Below are 16,689 nucleotides of genomic sequence, written 5' to 3' on the forward strand. Positions count from 1 at the left end.
TGTGCTAAAATTTAGTACAAATCTAAAAAGCTTATCAAGAGCGGCTGAGGGACTGGACCGATGACGCCCGGCAACCTGCGTATCATGCAAGGTGCCGCATCCAGAAAAATGCACAGCATTTTGAAGATAAGGGCTATAACGGGTCACTGTCTTTCATTCCGCTGGATTGAAAGTTTTTTATATGAAAAAAGATTGAGGGATAAGACAACCGGCAGAAAACAACAGCTGTTTGATTGTCTCCGGGAGGAGGAAAGAAAAAATGCTAACGTATGACACATGGGAGGAACCGGCGATTACATTTCCGGAAGACGATTCCTATAAAGGCGCGCTGTCCGTTTTAAAATGGGCATACGGCCACTACGGAGACCAGCTTGTTTACGCGTGCAGCTTCGGGATTGAGGGAATCGTCCTGATCGATTTAATTTCTAAAGTGAAAAAAGACGCGGAAATCGTGTTTCTCGATACAGGACTTCACTTTAAAGAAACATATGAAACGATCGAAAAAGTGAAAGAACGTTACCCGGGACTGAACATCATCCTGAAAAAGCCCAGCCTTACTCTTGAGGAACAGGCCGAGGCTCATGGAGATAAACTGTGGGAAAGAGAACCGAACCAGTGCTGCTTCATCAGAAAAATTCTGCCGTTAAGAGAAGCGCTTGCCGGGCGTCCGGCATGGCTGTCCGGCCTCCGACGCGATCAAGGGCCGAGCCGGGCGAATACGAATTTCCTGAATAAAGACGATAAGTTTCATTCCATTAAAGTATGCCCGCTGATCCACTGGACGTGGAAAGACATCTGGAGATATACATCCAAGCATGAGCTGGATTACAACATTCTTCATGATCAGGGCTATCCGAGCATCGGCTGTGAACCGTGCACTTCACCTGCGTTTACCGCAGAAGACTTGCGGAGCGGCAGATGGAACGGAATGGCGAAAACAGAATGCGGACTGCATGAATAAAGGAGCTGCACAATGGAATTAGCCGCTATTTTATTCTGCCTGTTTTTCGCCATGAATATCGGAGCCAGCGGAGCCGCGGCTTCAATGGGAGTCGCTTACGGGTCCGGCGCCGTTAAAAAGAAAACGTATGCGCTGATCATCTGCGCGGCTGGCGTCCTGTCAGGGGCGGTTATCGGCGGCGGAGAAGTCGTTAAGACGATCAGCGGCGGAATCATTCCCGAACAGACCATTACGCTCACCATTGTCTGCATTATTATCGGAGCTGCGGCGTTATCGTTATTCACGGCGAATGTGCTCGGCATTCCGCTGTCGACGAGCGAGGTCACCGTCGGGGCGATTGTCGGGGTCGGAGTCGCGTACAAAGTATTGTTTCTGCAGCATCTTTTGGTCATCGTGATTTTTTGGGTGCTCGTTCCGTTTGTCGCGTTCTGTTTCACGTTTCTCGTATCGAAGGTATCCAGTTCTCTGAATATTCGAGTCATTTCGAGCCGGAAACAGAAGGTTTTGGGGATTGTCCTGCTTATTGCGGGGTTTTGGGAAGCTTTTTCAGCCGGAATGAACAACGTCGCAAATGCGGTAGGGCCTTTAGTTGCCGCCGGCGTGCTCAGCGTGTCCAAAGGGACGCTGTACGGAGGCATCTTTGTTGCTCTCGGCGCTCTGCTTTTAGGACGCAGAGTGCTTGAAACCAACGGGAAAAAGATTACGAGATTTTCCGCCGGCGAAGGCATACTGCTTTCCGGAACCGGGGCCGGGCTTGTCATTATCAGTTCCGTGTTCGGTCTGCCGGTTCCTTTGGCGCAGGTGACATCATCATCAATCATCGGTATCGGAATGGCCAAAAACGGGCCGAACGTTTTTCATAAAGAAGTCGTGAAAACGATGCTCAAAGTATGGGTCGTTTCACCGTTTTTGTCACTGTCGATTTCGTATCTGCTTGTCTCTCTGCTGTTAAAAGGAGATTACTATTCCATCTTTATGATGGCCAGCGTGCTTTTGGCAGCTGGCGGAGCCGCCAGTCTGATGAAAGCCATCCGAAAAGAGAAGCGCTCTGTCCATGAACAAGGCGGGGGCATTTAACTATTAATCTGAGTTTATTTATCTGTTAACTGGGAGGAAAATGTACTATGAGTCTAGCACCGCACGGAGGAACATTAGTTAATCGGGTGAATGAGCAGTATGATCTTACATCCGTCCAAAAAGAAATTGAGCTGGATTTGATTTCGTTTGCTGATTTAGAGCTGATCGGAATCGGTGCCTACAGCCCGATTGAAGGATTTTTCACAGAAAAAGATTACGTGTCAGTCGTTGAAAATATGCGTCTGGCATCCGGGGCCGTCTGGTCTTTGCCGATTACACTTCCGGTCGATTCAGAAAAAGCGGCTGAGCTTGCTGTCGGAGACACCGTAAAACTGACTTACGGCGGAGAAACATACGGCGCAGTGGACATCGAAGATATTTATACGCCGGATAAACAAAAAGAAGCCGTTCACGTATATAAAACCGATGATGACGCTCATCCAGGAGTGAAAAAACTATTTTCACGCGGCGATACGTATGTCGGCGGGCCGATCACATTAATTAAAAAAGCGTCAAAGCAGTTTCCTGAGTTTACATTTGAACCTGCTGAAACGAGACGAAGCTTTGAAGAAAAAGGCTGGAAAACCATCGTCGGTTTCCAAACGAGAAATCCGGTTCACCGCGCTCACGAATATATCCAGAAAACCGCGCTTGAGACGGTTGACGGCCTGTTTTTGAACCCGCTCGTCGGTGAAACAAAATCAGATGACATTCCGGCGGATGTCAGAATGGAAAGCTATCAGGTGCTGCTCGATCATTATTATCCGAAAGACCGCGTTTTCCTCGGCGTATTTTTGGCGGCAATGCGGTACGCGGGACCGAGAGAAGCCATTTTCCACGCGCTTGTCCGCAAAAACTACGGATGCACGCATTTTATCGTCGGCCGCGATCATGCCGGCGTCGGTGATTACTACGGCACATACGAAGCGCAAGAGCTGTTTGATCAATTTACAGCGGATGAGCTCGGGATTACACCGATGAAATTCGAGCACAGCTTCTTCTGCCAAAAATGCGGCAACATGGGAACGGCCAAAACATGTCCGCATGACAGAGAAGACCACGTCATTCTGTCGGGAACAAAGGTCAGAGAAATGCTGCGAAGCGGCGTCATGCCGCCGGCGGAATTCAGCCGTCCTGAAGTTGTCGATGTGCTGATTAAAGGGCTGAAAACGAAAGAAGAAGCAGGCGTTTCTTAAGGAGGAAAAAAGAGTGACAAATCGTGATATCGTATGGCATGAAGCCTCAATAACGAAAGAAGAATACCAGCAGAAAAACAAGCATAAAAGCTCTATCCTCTGGCTGACGGGTTTAAGCGGTTCAGGGAAATCTACGATTGCAAACGCCGCAGCCCGCGAGCTGTTTGAACAGGGCTATCAAGTCATTGTGCTTGATGGAGATAACATCCGTCACGGCTTAAACAAGGACTTAGGATTTTCTGATGATGACCGCAAGGAAAATATACGCCGAATCGGGGAAGTGGCAAAGCTTTTCGTTCAGCAGGGCACCATCGTCATTACGGCCTTTATTTCTCCGTTCCGTGAGGACAGAGATCAGGTGAGGGAGCTCGTGGAAGAAGGCGAATTTAATGAAATCTATGTGAAATGCGACCTCGATATATGTGAAAAGCGCGATCCGAAAGGTTTGTATAAAAAAGCCAGAAACGGCGAAATTCCGTTCTTTACGGGAATCGACTCACCGTATGAAGAGCCGAATGCGCCTGAGCTCGTACTTGATTCAGGAAAATATGAACGCGAAGAATGCACCGGCAGACTGATTGATTTTGTGAAAAACAGCTTAGCATAATAAGTCCGAAAAGGCCGCGCAATCAGCCGGATATCCTCCCTAATGGCGGGATATGGTAAAATAGCTGAGGTGCGGCCTCGCGGCTGTTCTGTGAAGATGTCAAAACGGATCGGGGAGACATGCTATGGGGAAAGTATTTATCGTTGGAGCCGGTCCGGGAGATCCGGACTTATTAACGGTCAAGGCAATGAAAGCCATACAGAAAGCGGACGTTATACTATATGACAGATTGGTAAATAAAGAGATTTTACAGTATGCAAGAGAAGAAGCGGATCTGATTTACTGCGGAAAACTCCCAGATTTTCATATTATGAAGCAGGATACGATCAACCGTTTCCTTGTGAAGTATGCGAAAAAGGGAAAAACCGTGGTCAGGCTCAAGGGGGGCGACCCGTTTGTTTTCGGCCGCGGGGGCGAAGAAGCGGAGGCTCTCGCGCAAAACGCCATTCCGTTTGAGATCGTTCCCGGCATTACATCGGGAATCGCGGCAGCTGCTTACGCCGGCATTCCCGTGACGCACAGGGAGGCGAGCTCCAATGTCGCATTTGTTACAGGGCATTATAAACAAGAAGACGACTTTGAAGAAAAATGGAAAGCACTGGCGACGGGCATTGATACGCTGGTGATTTATATGGGGATTAAAAATATCCGGCAGATTGAAAGAATGCTGCTGGAAAACGGCAGAGACGGCGGCACTCCGGCGGCCTTTATTCATTGGGGAACGACGGACAGGCAAAAAACAGTCGTCTGCACCGTCAGCACACTTTCAGACACAGTGATAAAAGAAGAAATCAAAAATCCGAGCTTAATCGTCATCGGTGATGTCGTTAATTATCACTGCAAGCTGGACTGGTTTGAATCTGAACTGAAAAATCCGGATCTGAGCGAGGCGTTGTAAATGAAGCAGGCGATTTTATACATCGGGCACGGAAGCCGGCTGAAAAAAGCGCAGGCAGAATCGGCGGCGTTTTTAAAAGGGTGCATGCCGCACGCTGACGCTCCCATTCAGGAAATCTGTTTTTTAGAACTGCAGGAACCGTCTATTGAAGCGGGCTTTGAAGCATGTGTCAAACAAGGCGCCACTCATATTGCAGCTGTGCCGCTGCTGCTCTTGACCGCTGCCCACGCAAAGCATGACATTCCGGCTGAAATCGCCCGTGCAGCGGCCCGGCATCCCGATATAAAAGTAACATACGGTGTCCCGATCGGAGTGGATGATGAAGTCGTCAAAGCGGTGCATCATCGCATTGAGGACACCGGAGTGCCGATTGAGCAGGCGAAAGTGGTGCTGATCGGCAGAGGAAGCACAGATCCGGCGGTTAAAAATGCCGTCAGTGAGATTGCCGGAAAACTTGAGGCGATCACACCTGTTAAAGAAGTCATCCCTTGTTTTTTAACAGCCTGTGATCCCCACTATAAAGAAGTGTTTGCAGGCCTTGAAGAAGATGGCGGAGCACCCGTTTTTATCGTCCCGTATCTTCTGTTTACAGGGCTTTTAATGACTGAAATTCAACGGGAAGTCCAAAAGCTTCAGACGGTCAATCGAAATGTGCATCTCGCTTCATACTTAGGTTTTCACCCGCATATTAAGCAGGCGTTTTTGAACCGTGTGACAGAGGCTGTTCGAAACCCCGGCGGGCAGTTTGATTTTAAGGGGGGACAGTATGCTGCCTCTTCACATTAATCTCAGCGGAAAAAGAATTGTCATCGCGGGCGGGGGCAATGTTGCCTTAAGAAGGCTGAAAACAGTGCTTCCGGAAGGCGCGGATATTACTGTAATCAGTCCCGATGTCCTGCCTGAAATTAAACAGCTTGCGGATGAAGGACGCATCCGTTGGATTGCCCGGAAAATTGAAATGAAGGATCTCACGCCCGCTTTTTTCATTATTGCCGCGACAAATGACCGAGGCGTGAATCAGAAGATAGCCGCAAGCGCTTCTGAAACGCAGCTGGTCAACTGTGTAAGCAACGCTGAACAGGGCACAGTATATATGCCGAAGATCATCCGCAAAGGACGCATTGAAGTATCAGTATCAACAAGCGGTGCAAGCCCGGTACATACGAAAAGACTGGCTGAAAATATTGAGCCCTTGATTACTGATGATTTAGCTGAAGAAGTGGATCGATTGTTTGAGAAAAGAAGAAGACGATAAAAACTATACCTTGTCTGTCATCAGGCAGGGTATTTTTTATGCTTTCCTGATTGCCTTGCTGCTTTCGAGACGAGGGAAAATGATTCAAAAAAAGGAAGCGGGCTGTTTCGTTCAGAATTTGCTTATGTGAACGCTGACACGGGAGTCACCGCCGCCCGCATACAAAGGAACAAGCCGATCAGAGAAGGCAGACATGACAGGAAACCGTTCACATCCTGTAAAGATCTGTTCTGACGGCTGGAGGGCCTGTCTCCATTTATGTTCAGAAATGAGGTAATAAAAAAACACCACCAAGCTGAGTGCGGTATCAGCTTGATGGTGCGTTTATTTTTTCAGCCGTATGACAAGATCGGCATCAGGTGTGACAAATACGGTATGCTGGCTGTCATAGGTGACGAAGCCGGGCTTTGCGCCGTTTGGCTTTTTCACATGTCTGATTTTTGTATAATCAACCGGTACGGAGCCGGAATCTTTCGCCTTGGAAAAATAAGCGGCAATTGCAGCTGCTTCCAATATGGATTGTTCATCCGGATCGCTGCTTTTAATCACAACGTGGGAACCCGGAATGTCTTTCGTGTGGAACCATACATCATCCCTTGCGGCGGCTTTTGTCGTTAAGTACTCATTTTGTTTATTATTTTTGCCGACAAGGATCGTCAATCCCTGCGAAGATTCATATTGCTCTAAAACAGGAACGTGCTGTTTCTGTTTTTTCTGTCCTCTTTGCTGTTTCGGACGCAGATATTTGCCTTCGACAAGCTCCTCCCTTATTTCGTGAATATCCTTTGTGGAAGCGGAGGAAAGCTGCTGGATCAGCTGATCGAAATAAGCGATTTCCTCCTCGGCCAGGCGGATCTGTTCTTTTACAACCTCAACGGAATTCTTCGCTTTTTGATATTTTGTAAAATACATCTGCGCGTTTTCGGACGGTGTTTTGTTCGGATTTAAAGGGATGGTCACCGTCGGACTCTCTTCATCATAGTAATTGATGACGTTCGCTTCTTTGTCGCCTTTTTTCAGCATATACAAATTCGCCGTCAGCAGCTCGCCATATAGCTGGAATTCTTTCGCGTTCTCTGAGTAGTCCAGCGTCTTTTCCAGTTTTTTAATCTTGTTGGCGTTCTTTTTCCGTTCATTTGCGACAAACCGCTCAAGATCCTGGGCCTGCTGTTTAACGCGGTCGCGCTCTGCTTTTCCGAAATAAAACCGGTCTAACAGTTCACTCAGTGATTGAAAGGTTCGCTCTTCTCCGTTTACATGCGTGAGAGACAGGAGATAAAAGTATTCCTTTCCGCCTGCTGTCGTGATATTCGGTGTAAACCTGCAGTCCTTCACGCTGCGGAACATCTCTGTCAGCGTCTTCGGCAGCGTTATTTTGTTAGCGAGGCCCGCTCTGTGAACGGCCTCTTTTGCAAACAGCGGAGAAACCCCGGAGAAATGTCTGACGATCTGCTGGTCAAGCCGCCCTTCCTGAAAACTGAGATGACGCAAAATGTCCTCTTCATCCGCAGCAAGCGGCGAAATTTTTTCCTGAGCGGGAGGGAGTTTGTAATCATAGCCCGGCAGAACGGTCCGGTAGCTGTTCATCGACGGAGATAAATGCTTCAGTCCGTCAATGATGGCACCTTCTCCGTCAGTGAGAATAATATTGCTGTGGCGCCCCATAATTTCAACATACAGTGTTCTGACGGTTTCGTCGCCGATTTCATTTCTGCTTTTTATGCGGAATATCATAATCCGGTCTAATCCGGCCTGTTCTATTTTCTCAATAAAGCCGCCTTCTATATGCTTTCTGAGCAGCATACAAAACATCGGGGGCTCGCTCGGATTTTCATAGGCCTGGTTTGTCACGTGCACCCGTGAATAGCTCGGATGCGCCGATAATAATAATTTATGGTTTTTTCCGTTAGCGCGGATATGGAATATCACATCGTGCTTAAAAGGCTGGTGGACTCTCGTAATCCGGCCTCCGGCGATCCGGCTGTTTAATTCATGTGTCATTCCGTATGTAAACATGCCATCAAAAGACATATAAAACACCCTTTCCTTCTTCCTGCATTCGATAATTATAGCATGAAAAGGGACGAGTCAGAATAAGCTTGTTTACAGAGTGACATCTCTAAAGCGAGGCAGGGGAGTGGACGAGAAGAATGAAGTTTCATGAAATGGGTCAAACCGATTTGCTGAAAGCAACAAATACGTCCATTAAACAGGGATTGACCGAAAAAGAGGTGAAAAAACGCCTTGAAAAGCACGGACCGAACGAGCTTCAGGAGGGTAAGAGGACACCGGCGATCGTCGTGTTTTTCGCCCAATTTAAAGATTTTATGGTGCTCGTGCTGCTTGTGGCAACCTTAATTTCCGGGTTTTTAGGCGAATATGTAGATGCCGTGGCGATTATGGCGATTGTATTTGTCAATGGGGTGCTCGGTTTTTTTCAGGAGAGACGGGCGGAGAAGTCTTTACATGCATTAAAAGAGCTGTCAACGCCGTATGTGTCAGCATTGCGGGACGGGAGCTGGAAGAAAATTCAGTCCAAGGAGCTCGTTCCCGGCGATATCGTGAAATTTTCAAGCGGCGACCGGATCGGCGCTGATGTCCGGATCGTTGAAGCGAAGAGCCTTGAAATCGAAGAATCGGCGCTGACCGGGGAATCGATCCCGGTTGTCAAACAAGCTGATAAGCTGAGAAAGCCGGATGTTTCTTTAGGCGATATCAACAATATGGCGTTTATGGGGACGATCGTAACGCGCGGCAGCGGTGTCGGCGTCGTCGTCGGTACAGGAATGAATACGGCAATGGGGAAAATCGCCGATATGCTGGAATCCGCCGGCAACCTTTCAACACCGCTGCAGCGAAGACTTGAAGAGCTCGGCAAAATCTTGATTATCGTCGCGCTGCTTTTGACGGTATTGGTCGTTGCAGTCGGCGTCTTACAGGGACATGAGCTTTACAGCATGTTTTTGGCCGGGGTGTCATTGGCCGTCGCCGCGATTCCGGAAGGGCTTCCCGCCATTGTTACGGTGGCATTATCAATCGGCGTTCAGCGCATGATCAAACAAAAATCAATTGTCAGAAAGCTCCCGGCAGTTGAAACATTGGGCTGCGCCTCTGTCATTTGTTCTGATAAAACCGGCACGCTGACACAAAACAAAATGACCGTCACCCATATGTGGTCAGGGGGAAAAACATTTAAAGTGTCAGGTATCGGCTATGAGCCGGCGGGAGTTTTTACACGTGATGAGCGGGAAATCAAGCCGAAAGATGAGAAGATGCTTGAACAGATGCTGGTTTTCGGCGCATTATGCAATACGTCCGAAATAGAACTGAAAGACGGTCATTATGTGCTTGACGGCGATCCGACAGAAGGAGCGCTGCTGACGGCCGCGAGAAAAGGCGGCTATTCAAACGACTGGCTCAGTGAACAATACCGGGTTGTTGCCGAGTTTCCGTTTGACTCCGTCCGCAAAATGATGACCGTCATCGCCGAAGATAAGGAAAAAAAGCGGTTCGTCATCACCAAAGGAGCGCCTGATGTGCTGATTGAACGCTCGTCACATATGATGCACGGCGGCAGAAGTGCGCCGTTTTCAGAAGAAAAGAAAGCTGAGGCAGAAGCGGTCTTGAAAGAACTGGCGTCGCAAGCCCTCCGGACGATCGCGATTGCTTATAAACCGTTAAATCCGGGTGAAAAGCCGACAATGGAGCAGGCGGAAAAGAACCTGACGATACTCGGCCTGTCCGGCATGATTGATCCGCCTCGTCCGGAGGTCAGACAGGCCATTAAAGAATGCCGTGAAGCGGGCATTAAAACGGTGATGATTACCGGTGATCACGTCGAAACGGCAAAGGCGATCGCGAAAGATTTGCGGCTTCTTCCGAAAAAAGGGCGTGTGATGGACGGAAAAACGCTGAATAAGCTTTCTGAAAAAGAGCTTACGGAGACGGTCGATGATATTTACGTATTCGCACGCGTATCACCTGAACATAAATTGAAAATCGTCAAAGCGTTTCAGGAAAACGGACACGTCGTCGCCATGACAGGAGACGGAGTAAATGACGCCCCGGCCATAAAGCAGGCTGATATCGGCGTTGCCATGGGCGTGACGGGAACGGATGTGGCAAAAGAAGCGTCCTCTCTCATTCTGGTAGATGATAACTTCGCTACGATTAAATCAGCCATAAAAGAGGGGAGAAATATCTATGAAAATATAAGAAAATTCGTCCGGTATTTACTCGCCTCCAACGTCGGTGAGATTTTAGTCATGCTGTTTGCGATGCTTCTCGCTCTGCCGCTGCCGCTCGTTCCGATTCAGATATTGTGGGTGAACTTAGTCACTGACGGGCTGCCGGCTATGGCGCTCGGTATGGATCAGCCGGAAGATGACCTGATGAGGCGGAAGCCGCGGCATCAGAAAGAAGGGGTATTTGCTAGAAAACTGGGCTGGAAAGTCGTCTCAAGAGGATTTTTAATCGGAGCCGCAACCATTTTAGCGTTTATCGTCGTGTATCACCGCAATCCTGAAAATCTCCCGTATGCACAGACCGTCGCATTCGCGACTCTTGTTCTGGCTCAGCTTATACACGTATTTGACTGCCGGAGCGAAACGTCTGTTTTCTCCCGTAATCCGTTTGAAAATGTCTATCTGCTCGGCGCCATCGTTTCTTCTGTTTTCCTGATGGCCATCGTCATCTATTATCCGCCGCTGCAGCCTATTTTCAAAACTGTGCCGATTACGCCGGGCGATTGGATGCTGATTCTCGGCATGTCGGGCATACCTACTTTTTTGCTGGCGGGTTCACTTTTGACAAGAAAAAAATAATTCCATATGATATAATCTTAGGGGTAATAGCATGTCTATTGCCCTTTTATTTTGATAATGGGAAAGAATTGGGTGTTTCATATGATACGGAGTATGACAGGCTTCGGCAGCGCAAGCAGCACAAAAGGCGATCTTTCGGCAACCGTTGAGTTGAAATCCGTCAATTACCGGTTCAAAGAAGTGACCGCCCGTCTGCCAAGGCCTTTGCTATATGTAGAGGATAAGCTGAAACAAATCATATTGCAGCATATACAGCGCGGAAGAGTAGAACTGTTTCTTACTGTAAACAGTGACGCGCTCATAAAAAGAAGCCTGAAAATCGATTGGGAGCTCCTTGATGAATATGTGAGCGCCGCCCGCGTCATGAAAGATCGCTACAGCCTGGCCGCTGAACCCGACGCAATGGATTTCTTTGCTTTTGAACACATTGCACAGATTCATGAAGAGCAGATGCGTGATGACAAGCTTGAAGAAGTCATCAGGGAGGCTGCTGAGCTGGCGGTAAAGGAACTTTGTGACATGAGGGAAAAAGAAGGCCGGCTTTTGGCGGAAGACTGCTTTCTGCACATTGAGCGGCTTGAGACGCTGTCCGAACGGGTGAAAGACCGCGCTTCGGCCGTTGTTACCCATTACCGCGAGCGTCTTTACGCCCGAATGAAGGAATGGACGGAGGACGCGATTGACGAAAGCAGGCTGATCACGGAATGCGCCATTTTCGCCGACCGTTCTGATATAACGGAAGAAATTACCAGATTAAAGAGCCATTTTGTTCAATTCCGTGATATATTAAAAGAAGGCGGTGCAGTCGGCCGCAAACTTGATTTCCTCGTTCAGGAACTTAACCGCGAAGCGAACACGATCGGCTCAAAAGCCAATGATCATCAAATCACAAAGCTTGTCGTGGAAATGAAAAGTTCTATTGAAAAATTGAAGGAACAAGTGCAAAATATAGAATAGCGACTGTGCGTATTGTTTACAGACGGTCTCTTCAGGTTACACTAGAGACGTCTATTTTACAGGGGGAACGTAGAAGATGACGATTAAACTGATTAATATCGGATTTGGCAATATCATCTCCGCCAATCGGATGATTTCGATTGTCAGCCCGGAGTCTGCGCCAATAAAGCGAATGATCCAGGATGCAAGAGACCGCGGAATGCTAATAGACGCTACATACGGACGAAGAACCCGTGCAGTTGTCGTCATGGATAGTGATCACATTATCCTATCTGCCGTCCAGCCTGAGACAGTTGCACACAGACTTTCTGTGAAAGAAGAAATTATGGATGAAGGGCAGGGGTAATTGCCGCATGAAAGAAAGAGGGTTATTAATCGTTCTCTCAGGTCCCTCCGGAGTTGGAAAAGGAACGGTTCGGCAAGCAATATTTTCACAAGAAGACACAAAATTTGAATACTCAATTTCAGTCACGACGAGAAACCCGAGAGAGGGCGAAGTCGACGGCGTCGATTATTTCTTTAAATCAAGAGATGAATTCGAACGCATGATTGAAAACAACAAACTGCTTGAATGGGCAGAATATGTCGGCAACTATTACGGAACGCCCGTTGATTATGTCGAACAGACGCTTCAAGAAGGAAAAGACGTCTTCTTAGAGATTGAAGTGCAGGGCGCGCTCCAAGTGCGGAATGCATTTCCGGAAGGCCTGTTTATCTTCTTAGCGCCGCCGAGTCTTTCTGAGCTGAAAAACAGAATCGTGACAAGAGGGACAGAAACAGACGATTTAATTGAAAACAGAATGAAGGCCGCCAAAGCTGAAATCGAAATGATGGACGCGTATGATTATGTCGTGGAAAACGACAATATCCAAACGGCTTGTGATAAAATTAACGCAATTGTTCTCGCCGAGCACTTAAAGCGTGAACGCGTTGCTCCGAGATATAAGAAAATGCTGGAGGTAGAATAACTTATGTTAGATCCGTCAATTGACTCTTTAATGAATAAATTAGATTCTAAATACACTTTGGTGACTGTGTCTGCAAGACGCGCGCGTGAAATGCAGATCAAAAAAGACCAGCAGATTGAACATACCATTTCTCACAAATATGTAGGCAAAGCTTTAGAAGAAATTGACGCGGGCCTGCTTTCGTTTGAAAGAGAAGACAGCGAATAACAAGCACACGTAGCAACCTATCTCTACATAGGTTGTTATTTTTTTCCGTTTGGGATTTGTCCAATGCTTTCATAAAGGAGAGAGACTTCATGAAAAACCGAAACATTCTGCTATGCGTAAGCGGAGGGATTGCCGTTTATAAAGCTTCCGCGCTCACGAGCAAGCTGGTCCAGGCCGGTGCGAACGTAAAAGTGATTATGACTGAGTCCGCGCGTGAGTTTGTTTCTCCGCTGACATTTCAGGCGCTGAGCCGGAATGAAGTGTATACAAATACTTTTAAAGAACAAAATCCGAAGGTGATTTCTCATATTGACGCCGCTGACTGGGCGGATTTAATTATCGTCGCACCCGCTACGGCAAATGTCATCGGCAAGCTTGCCAACGGAATTGCTGACGATATGCTCACAACGACGGTGCTGGCGGCGGAGGCTCCGGTGTGGGTGGCGCCTGCGATGAATGTCCATATGTATGATCATCCGGCGGTGAAACGGAACATTTCCGTGCTTTATCAGGACGGCGTCCGTTTTATTGAGCCGAGTGAAGGCTATTTGGCATGCGGATATGTAGGCAAAGGAAGGTTAGAAGAGCCGGAGCTTATTGTTGAGCGTGTCAGAGAGCATTTTAAGGAGCCTGAAGACGATGCGCCGCTGAAAGGAAAACATATTGTCATTACGGCGGGTCCGACGCGCGAAGCCGTGGACCCCGTCCGCTTTTTCACAAATAAATCCACCGGCAAAATGGGCTATGCCGCTGCCGAAGCTGCCGTCCGGCTGGGGGCGCGGGTGACGCTGATTTCAGGCCCGGTGTCAATAGAACCTCCTGAGGGGCTGTATCAGTTCCTTCCCGTGCAATCAGCAGCAGATATGAGAGAAGCCGTGCTATCTGTGTTTGATTCATGTGACATCGTCATTAAGACGGCGGCCGTGGCCGATTTTACGCCGGCGGCTGTTTCTGAACATAAAATGAAGAAGAAAGACGGTTCACTCGTGATCGAATTCAACCGTACGGCAGACATCCTGAAAGAACTCGGCGAACGGAAAACACACCAGCTTCTGATCGGCTTCGCGGCTGAAACGCAAGACATCGAACGCTATGCGCGCAGAAAACTTGAACAGAAAAACCTTGATATGATCGTGGCGAATGACGTGAAAGCCGAAGGAGCCGGGTTTGGCACAGATACGAATGTCGTCACCTTCTATTTCCGGGACGGAAGAAAGCGGGAGCTTGCGCTTATGTCTAAACTTGACGTTTCCTTTGAAATGCTGAAGGAAATAACAGCTTTGAAAGACGAGGACCGAAAACCCGTATGAATGTAGCTGAAGTCATTGTTGATGTAAGCTCCAAAAACATTGACAGACCCTTTGATTACAAAATCCCCGATCATTTAAAGGGAATGATCGAAGTCGGCATGCGGGTGATTGTCCCGTTCGGCCCGCGCAAGCTTCAAGGGTTTGTGACTGGTTTGAAAGATTCGTCTGAATTAAACGGCGGGTCAATGAAGGAAGTGGAGAAGCTTCTTGATTTGACGCCCGTTCTGACTGAAGAACTGATGCAGCTGTCTTCATGGCTTTCTGACAAAACACTGTCATTTAAAATCACGGCGCTTCAGGCCATGCTGCCGGCAGCGCTGAAGGCGAAGTACGAAAAAGAGCTGAAAGTCGTTGATGAAGAAGCGCTGACACCGGACATCAGACAGCTTTTCAGAAATCAAAAAAGTCTGCTGTACTCGGATATTACCGATGAACACCTTCTTTCGTCGCTTCAAAAATTCGTGCGCAAAGGAAGCATTGATGTCACATATAAAGTCGCCCAAAAAACGAATAAAAAAATGATCCGCATGATCGAAGCGGGGGCAGACAAAGAAGAACTCGCCCGGCACGCAGATTCATTGACAAAGCAGGCTGCTAAACAGCTCGCCGTGCTTACTTATTTTATCGGCGGGGGAGAAAAGATTTCCGCGGCTGAGCTTTGCAAAAAGACCGATTCCAGTTCCGCGACGCTGAAAACGCTTCTTAAAAAGGGCCTTCTTACGGAAAGCTTTGAGGAGGTTTACCGCGATCCTTATCAGGACAGAATGTTCAAAAAAACAGAGCCGCTTGCCCTTACTGAAGAGCAGCAGGCCGCTTTTGAGCCGATTAAACAAGCCGTAGCCGATCATGTTCATCACGTCTTTCTGCTTCACGGCGTAACAGGAAGCGGCAAAACAGAAATTTACCTGCAGTCCATTGAAAAGGTGCTGGCAAAAGGACAAGAAGCCATCGTGCTCGTTCCGGAAATCTCATTGACGCCGCAAATGGTGAACCGTTTTAAAGGCCGTTTCGGCTCTCAGGTTGCGGTCATGCACAGCGGTTTATCCACAGGTGAAAAATACGATGAATGGCGGAAGATTCAGCGCAAGGAAGTCCGGCTTGTCGTCGGAGCCAGGTCGGCCATCTTTGCTCCGTTTGAAAATCTCGGCATGATCATTATTGATGAAGAACACGAATCTTCCTATAAGCAGGAGGAAATGCCGCGGTATCATGCAAAGGACGTAGCCATCCGCCGAGCCGAGCATCATAGCTGTCCGGTCGTCCTCGGGAGCGCCACGCCGACATTGGAGTCATTTGCGCGGGCGAAAAAAGGCGTTTATGAGCTGCTTCCGTTAAAACACCGCGTAAATCGCCAGCTCATGCCGGATGTTTCTCTCGTTGATATGAGAGAAGAGCTGAGAAACGGCAACAGGTCGATGTTTTCAATAGAGCTGATGGAACAGCTGGAAGAGAAGCTTGCGAAAAAAGAGCAGGCCGTTCTCTTTCTGAATAAACGGGGGTATTCTTCGTTTGTCATGTGCCGGGACTGCGGCTATGTACCGCAATGTCCGCATTGCGACATTTCAATGACGTATCACCGCTACGGGCAAAGGCTGAAATGCCACTACTGCGGTCATGAGGAGTCTGTTCCGGGAACATGTCCGGAATGCGGCAGTGAACATATCCGCTTTTTCGGCACGGGAACGCAGCGTGTGGAGGAAGAGCTTACCAAAGTGCTGCCACAGGCGCGCGTCATCAGGATGGATGTGGACACGACTTCAAGAAAAGGCGCCCACGAAAAGCTATTGTCCGCGTTCGGTGAAGGAAAAGCGGATATCCTGCTCGGCACGCAAATGATCGCAAAAGGGCTTGATTTTCCGAACGTGACACTCGTCGGAGTATTAAGCGCAGATACGACGCTTCACATCCCTGATTTCAGGGCGGCTGAGAAGACATTTCAGCTGTTGACGCAAGTAAGCGGACGGGCCGGGCGGCATGAAAAGCCGGGAACGGTGGTCATTCAAACGTATACACCGTCTCATTACAGCATTCAGCTGACGAAAACGCATGACTATGAAACTTTCTTTCAGCAGGAGATGGCGCACAGGCGGGCTCAGTCATATCCGCCTTATTATTACGTAGCGCTGGTGACCGTTTCTCATGAAGAAGCGGCAAAAGCCGCGGTCACCGCAGAAAAGATTACAAACTATTTAAGAGCGGGGTGCGGGCCCGACACGAAAATTCTTGGGCCGGCGGCTTCCCCGATTGCCAGGATCAAAGATAGATATCGCTATCAATGCGTGATAAAATACAGACAGGAAAACGAGTTGCAGATTCAGTTAAAAAAAATACTGGAGCACTATAAACGCGACATTGCACAAAAGCATGTGATGATTTCAATCGATATGAATCCGTACATGCTGATGTAACATTAGTTTTGGAGGGCAAAAT

The 16,689-nt window shown here is 48.3% G+C and carries 15 protein-coding genes and 1 riboswitch; of the genes, 14 read left to right on the forward strand and 1 reads right to left on the reverse strand.

Going from position 1 to position 16,689, the window contains the following annotated elements:
- The first annotated feature begins 28 nt into the window (after window positions 1–28).
- A riboswitch (SAM riboswitch) is annotated at window positions 29–133 on the forward strand.
- 126 nt (window positions 134–259) lie between these two features.
- The 7 genes from ICW23_RS03425 (at window position 260) to ICW23_RS03455 (ending at window position 5,994) form a co-directional block, all read left to right on the forward strand.
- A complete protein-coding gene (locus ICW23_RS03425; RefSeq protein WP_016936177.1) occupies window positions 260–961 on the forward strand; it encodes a phosphoadenylyl-sulfate reductase in 702 nt (233 codons plus the stop codon).
- Window positions 962–973: 12 nt separating this feature from the next.
- Window positions 974–2,038: a sulfate permease gene (locus ICW23_RS03430; protein WP_016936176.1), complete on the forward strand. Its 1,065-nt coding sequence runs from the start codon at window positions 974–976 to the stop codon at window positions 2,036–2,038.
- A 47-nt stretch (window positions 2,039–2,085) separates the two neighbouring features.
- Entirely contained in the window at window positions 2,086–3,234 is a 1,149-nt protein-coding gene (gene sat, locus ICW23_RS03435) for a sulfate adenylyltransferase (RefSeq protein WP_016936175.1), read from the forward strand.
- 13 nt (window positions 3,235–3,247) lie between these two features.
- Window positions 3,248–3,841 (forward strand): adenylyl-sulfate kinase, encoded by a 594-nt coding sequence (gene cysC, locus ICW23_RS03440; protein WP_016936174.1) that lies wholly within the window; start codon window positions 3,248–3,250, stop codon window positions 3,839–3,841.
- 124 nt (window positions 3,842–3,965) lie between these two features.
- Window positions 3,966–4,739, forward strand: coding sequence for a uroporphyrinogen-III C-methyltransferase (cobA, locus tag ICW23_RS03445; RefSeq protein ID WP_016936173.1), 774 nt, complete (start codon window positions 3,966–3,968; stop codon window positions 4,737–4,739).
- Window positions 4,740–5,525, forward strand: a complete 786-nt coding sequence (locus tag ICW23_RS03450; RefSeq protein ID WP_016936172.1) for a sirohydrochlorin chelatase — start codon at window positions 4,740–4,742, stop codon at window positions 5,523–5,525.
- Window positions 5,506–5,994, forward strand: a complete 489-nt coding sequence (locus ICW23_RS03455) for a precorrin-2 dehydrogenase/sirohydrochlorin ferrochelatase family protein (RefSeq protein WP_099744253.1) — start codon at window positions 5,506–5,508, stop codon at window positions 5,992–5,994. Before ICW23_RS03450 ends, ICW23_RS03455 begins: the two co-directional genes overlap by 20 nt.
- Window positions 5,995–6,318: 324 nt before the next feature.
- Here ICW23_RS03455 and ICW23_RS03460 read toward each other — a convergent pair whose 3' ends face one another.
- Window positions 6,319–8,025, reverse strand: coding sequence for an Rqc2 family fibronectin-binding protein (locus ICW23_RS03460; RefSeq protein ID WP_029575207.1), 1,707 nt, complete (start codon window positions 8,023–8,025; stop codon window positions 6,319–6,321).
- Window positions 8,026–8,144: 119 nt separating this feature from the next.
- On the opposite strand from ICW23_RS03460, the gene ICW23_RS03465 reads away from it, so the two are divergent.
- The 7 genes from ICW23_RS03465 to priA all read left to right on the forward strand — a co-directional run bounded on the left by ICW23_RS03465 (window position 8,145) and on the right by priA (window position 16,667).
- Complete coding sequence (locus tag ICW23_RS03465; protein ID WP_016936168.1) at window positions 8,145–10,817, forward strand: calcium-translocating P-type ATPase, SERCA-type; 2,673 nt, start codon at window positions 8,145–8,147, stop codon at window positions 10,815–10,817.
- Between the two features lie 81 nt (window positions 10,818–10,898).
- Window positions 10,899–11,774 carry a YicC/YloC family endoribonuclease gene (locus ICW23_RS03470; protein WP_029575206.1) on the forward strand — a complete coding sequence of 292 codons (876 nt, stop codon included), beginning with the start codon at window positions 10,899–10,901 and terminating at the stop codon, window positions 11,772–11,774.
- 76 nt (window positions 11,775–11,850) lie between these two features.
- Window positions 11,851–12,120: an extracellular matrix/biofilm regulator RemA gene (gene remA / locus ICW23_RS03475; RefSeq protein WP_003154355.1), complete on the forward strand. Its 270-nt coding sequence runs from the start codon at window positions 11,851–11,853 to the stop codon at window positions 12,118–12,120.
- Window positions 12,121–12,127: 7 nt separating this feature from the next.
- On the forward strand, window positions 12,128–12,742 hold the full coding sequence (gene gmk / locus ICW23_RS03480; protein ID WP_016936166.1) for a guanylate kinase: 615 nt from the start codon (window positions 12,128–12,130) through the stop codon (window positions 12,740–12,742).
- A 3-nt stretch (window positions 12,743–12,745) separates the two neighbouring features.
- Window positions 12,746–12,949, forward strand: coding sequence for a DNA-directed RNA polymerase subunit omega (gene rpoZ, locus ICW23_RS03485; protein ID WP_003154346.1), 204 nt, complete (start codon window positions 12,746–12,748; stop codon window positions 12,947–12,949).
- 89 nt (window positions 12,950–13,038) lie between these two features.
- On the forward strand, window positions 13,039–14,259 hold the full coding sequence (coaBC, locus tag ICW23_RS03490; protein WP_188154035.1) for a bifunctional phosphopantothenoylcysteine decarboxylase/phosphopantothenate--cysteine ligase CoaBC: 1,221 nt from the start codon (window positions 13,039–13,041) through the stop codon (window positions 14,257–14,259).
- A complete protein-coding gene (gene priA, locus ICW23_RS03495; protein WP_016936164.1) occupies window positions 14,256–16,667 on the forward strand; it encodes a primosomal protein N' in 2,412 nt (803 codons plus the stop codon). Before coaBC ends, priA begins: the two co-directional genes overlap by 4 nt.
- The last annotated feature ends 22 nt before the right edge of the window (window positions 16,668–16,689 follow it).

It is taken from the genome of Bacillus sp. 1021, assembly GCF_014534735.1.
Lineage (GTDB): Bacteria > Bacillota > Bacilli > Bacillales > Bacillaceae > Bacillus > Bacillus siamensis.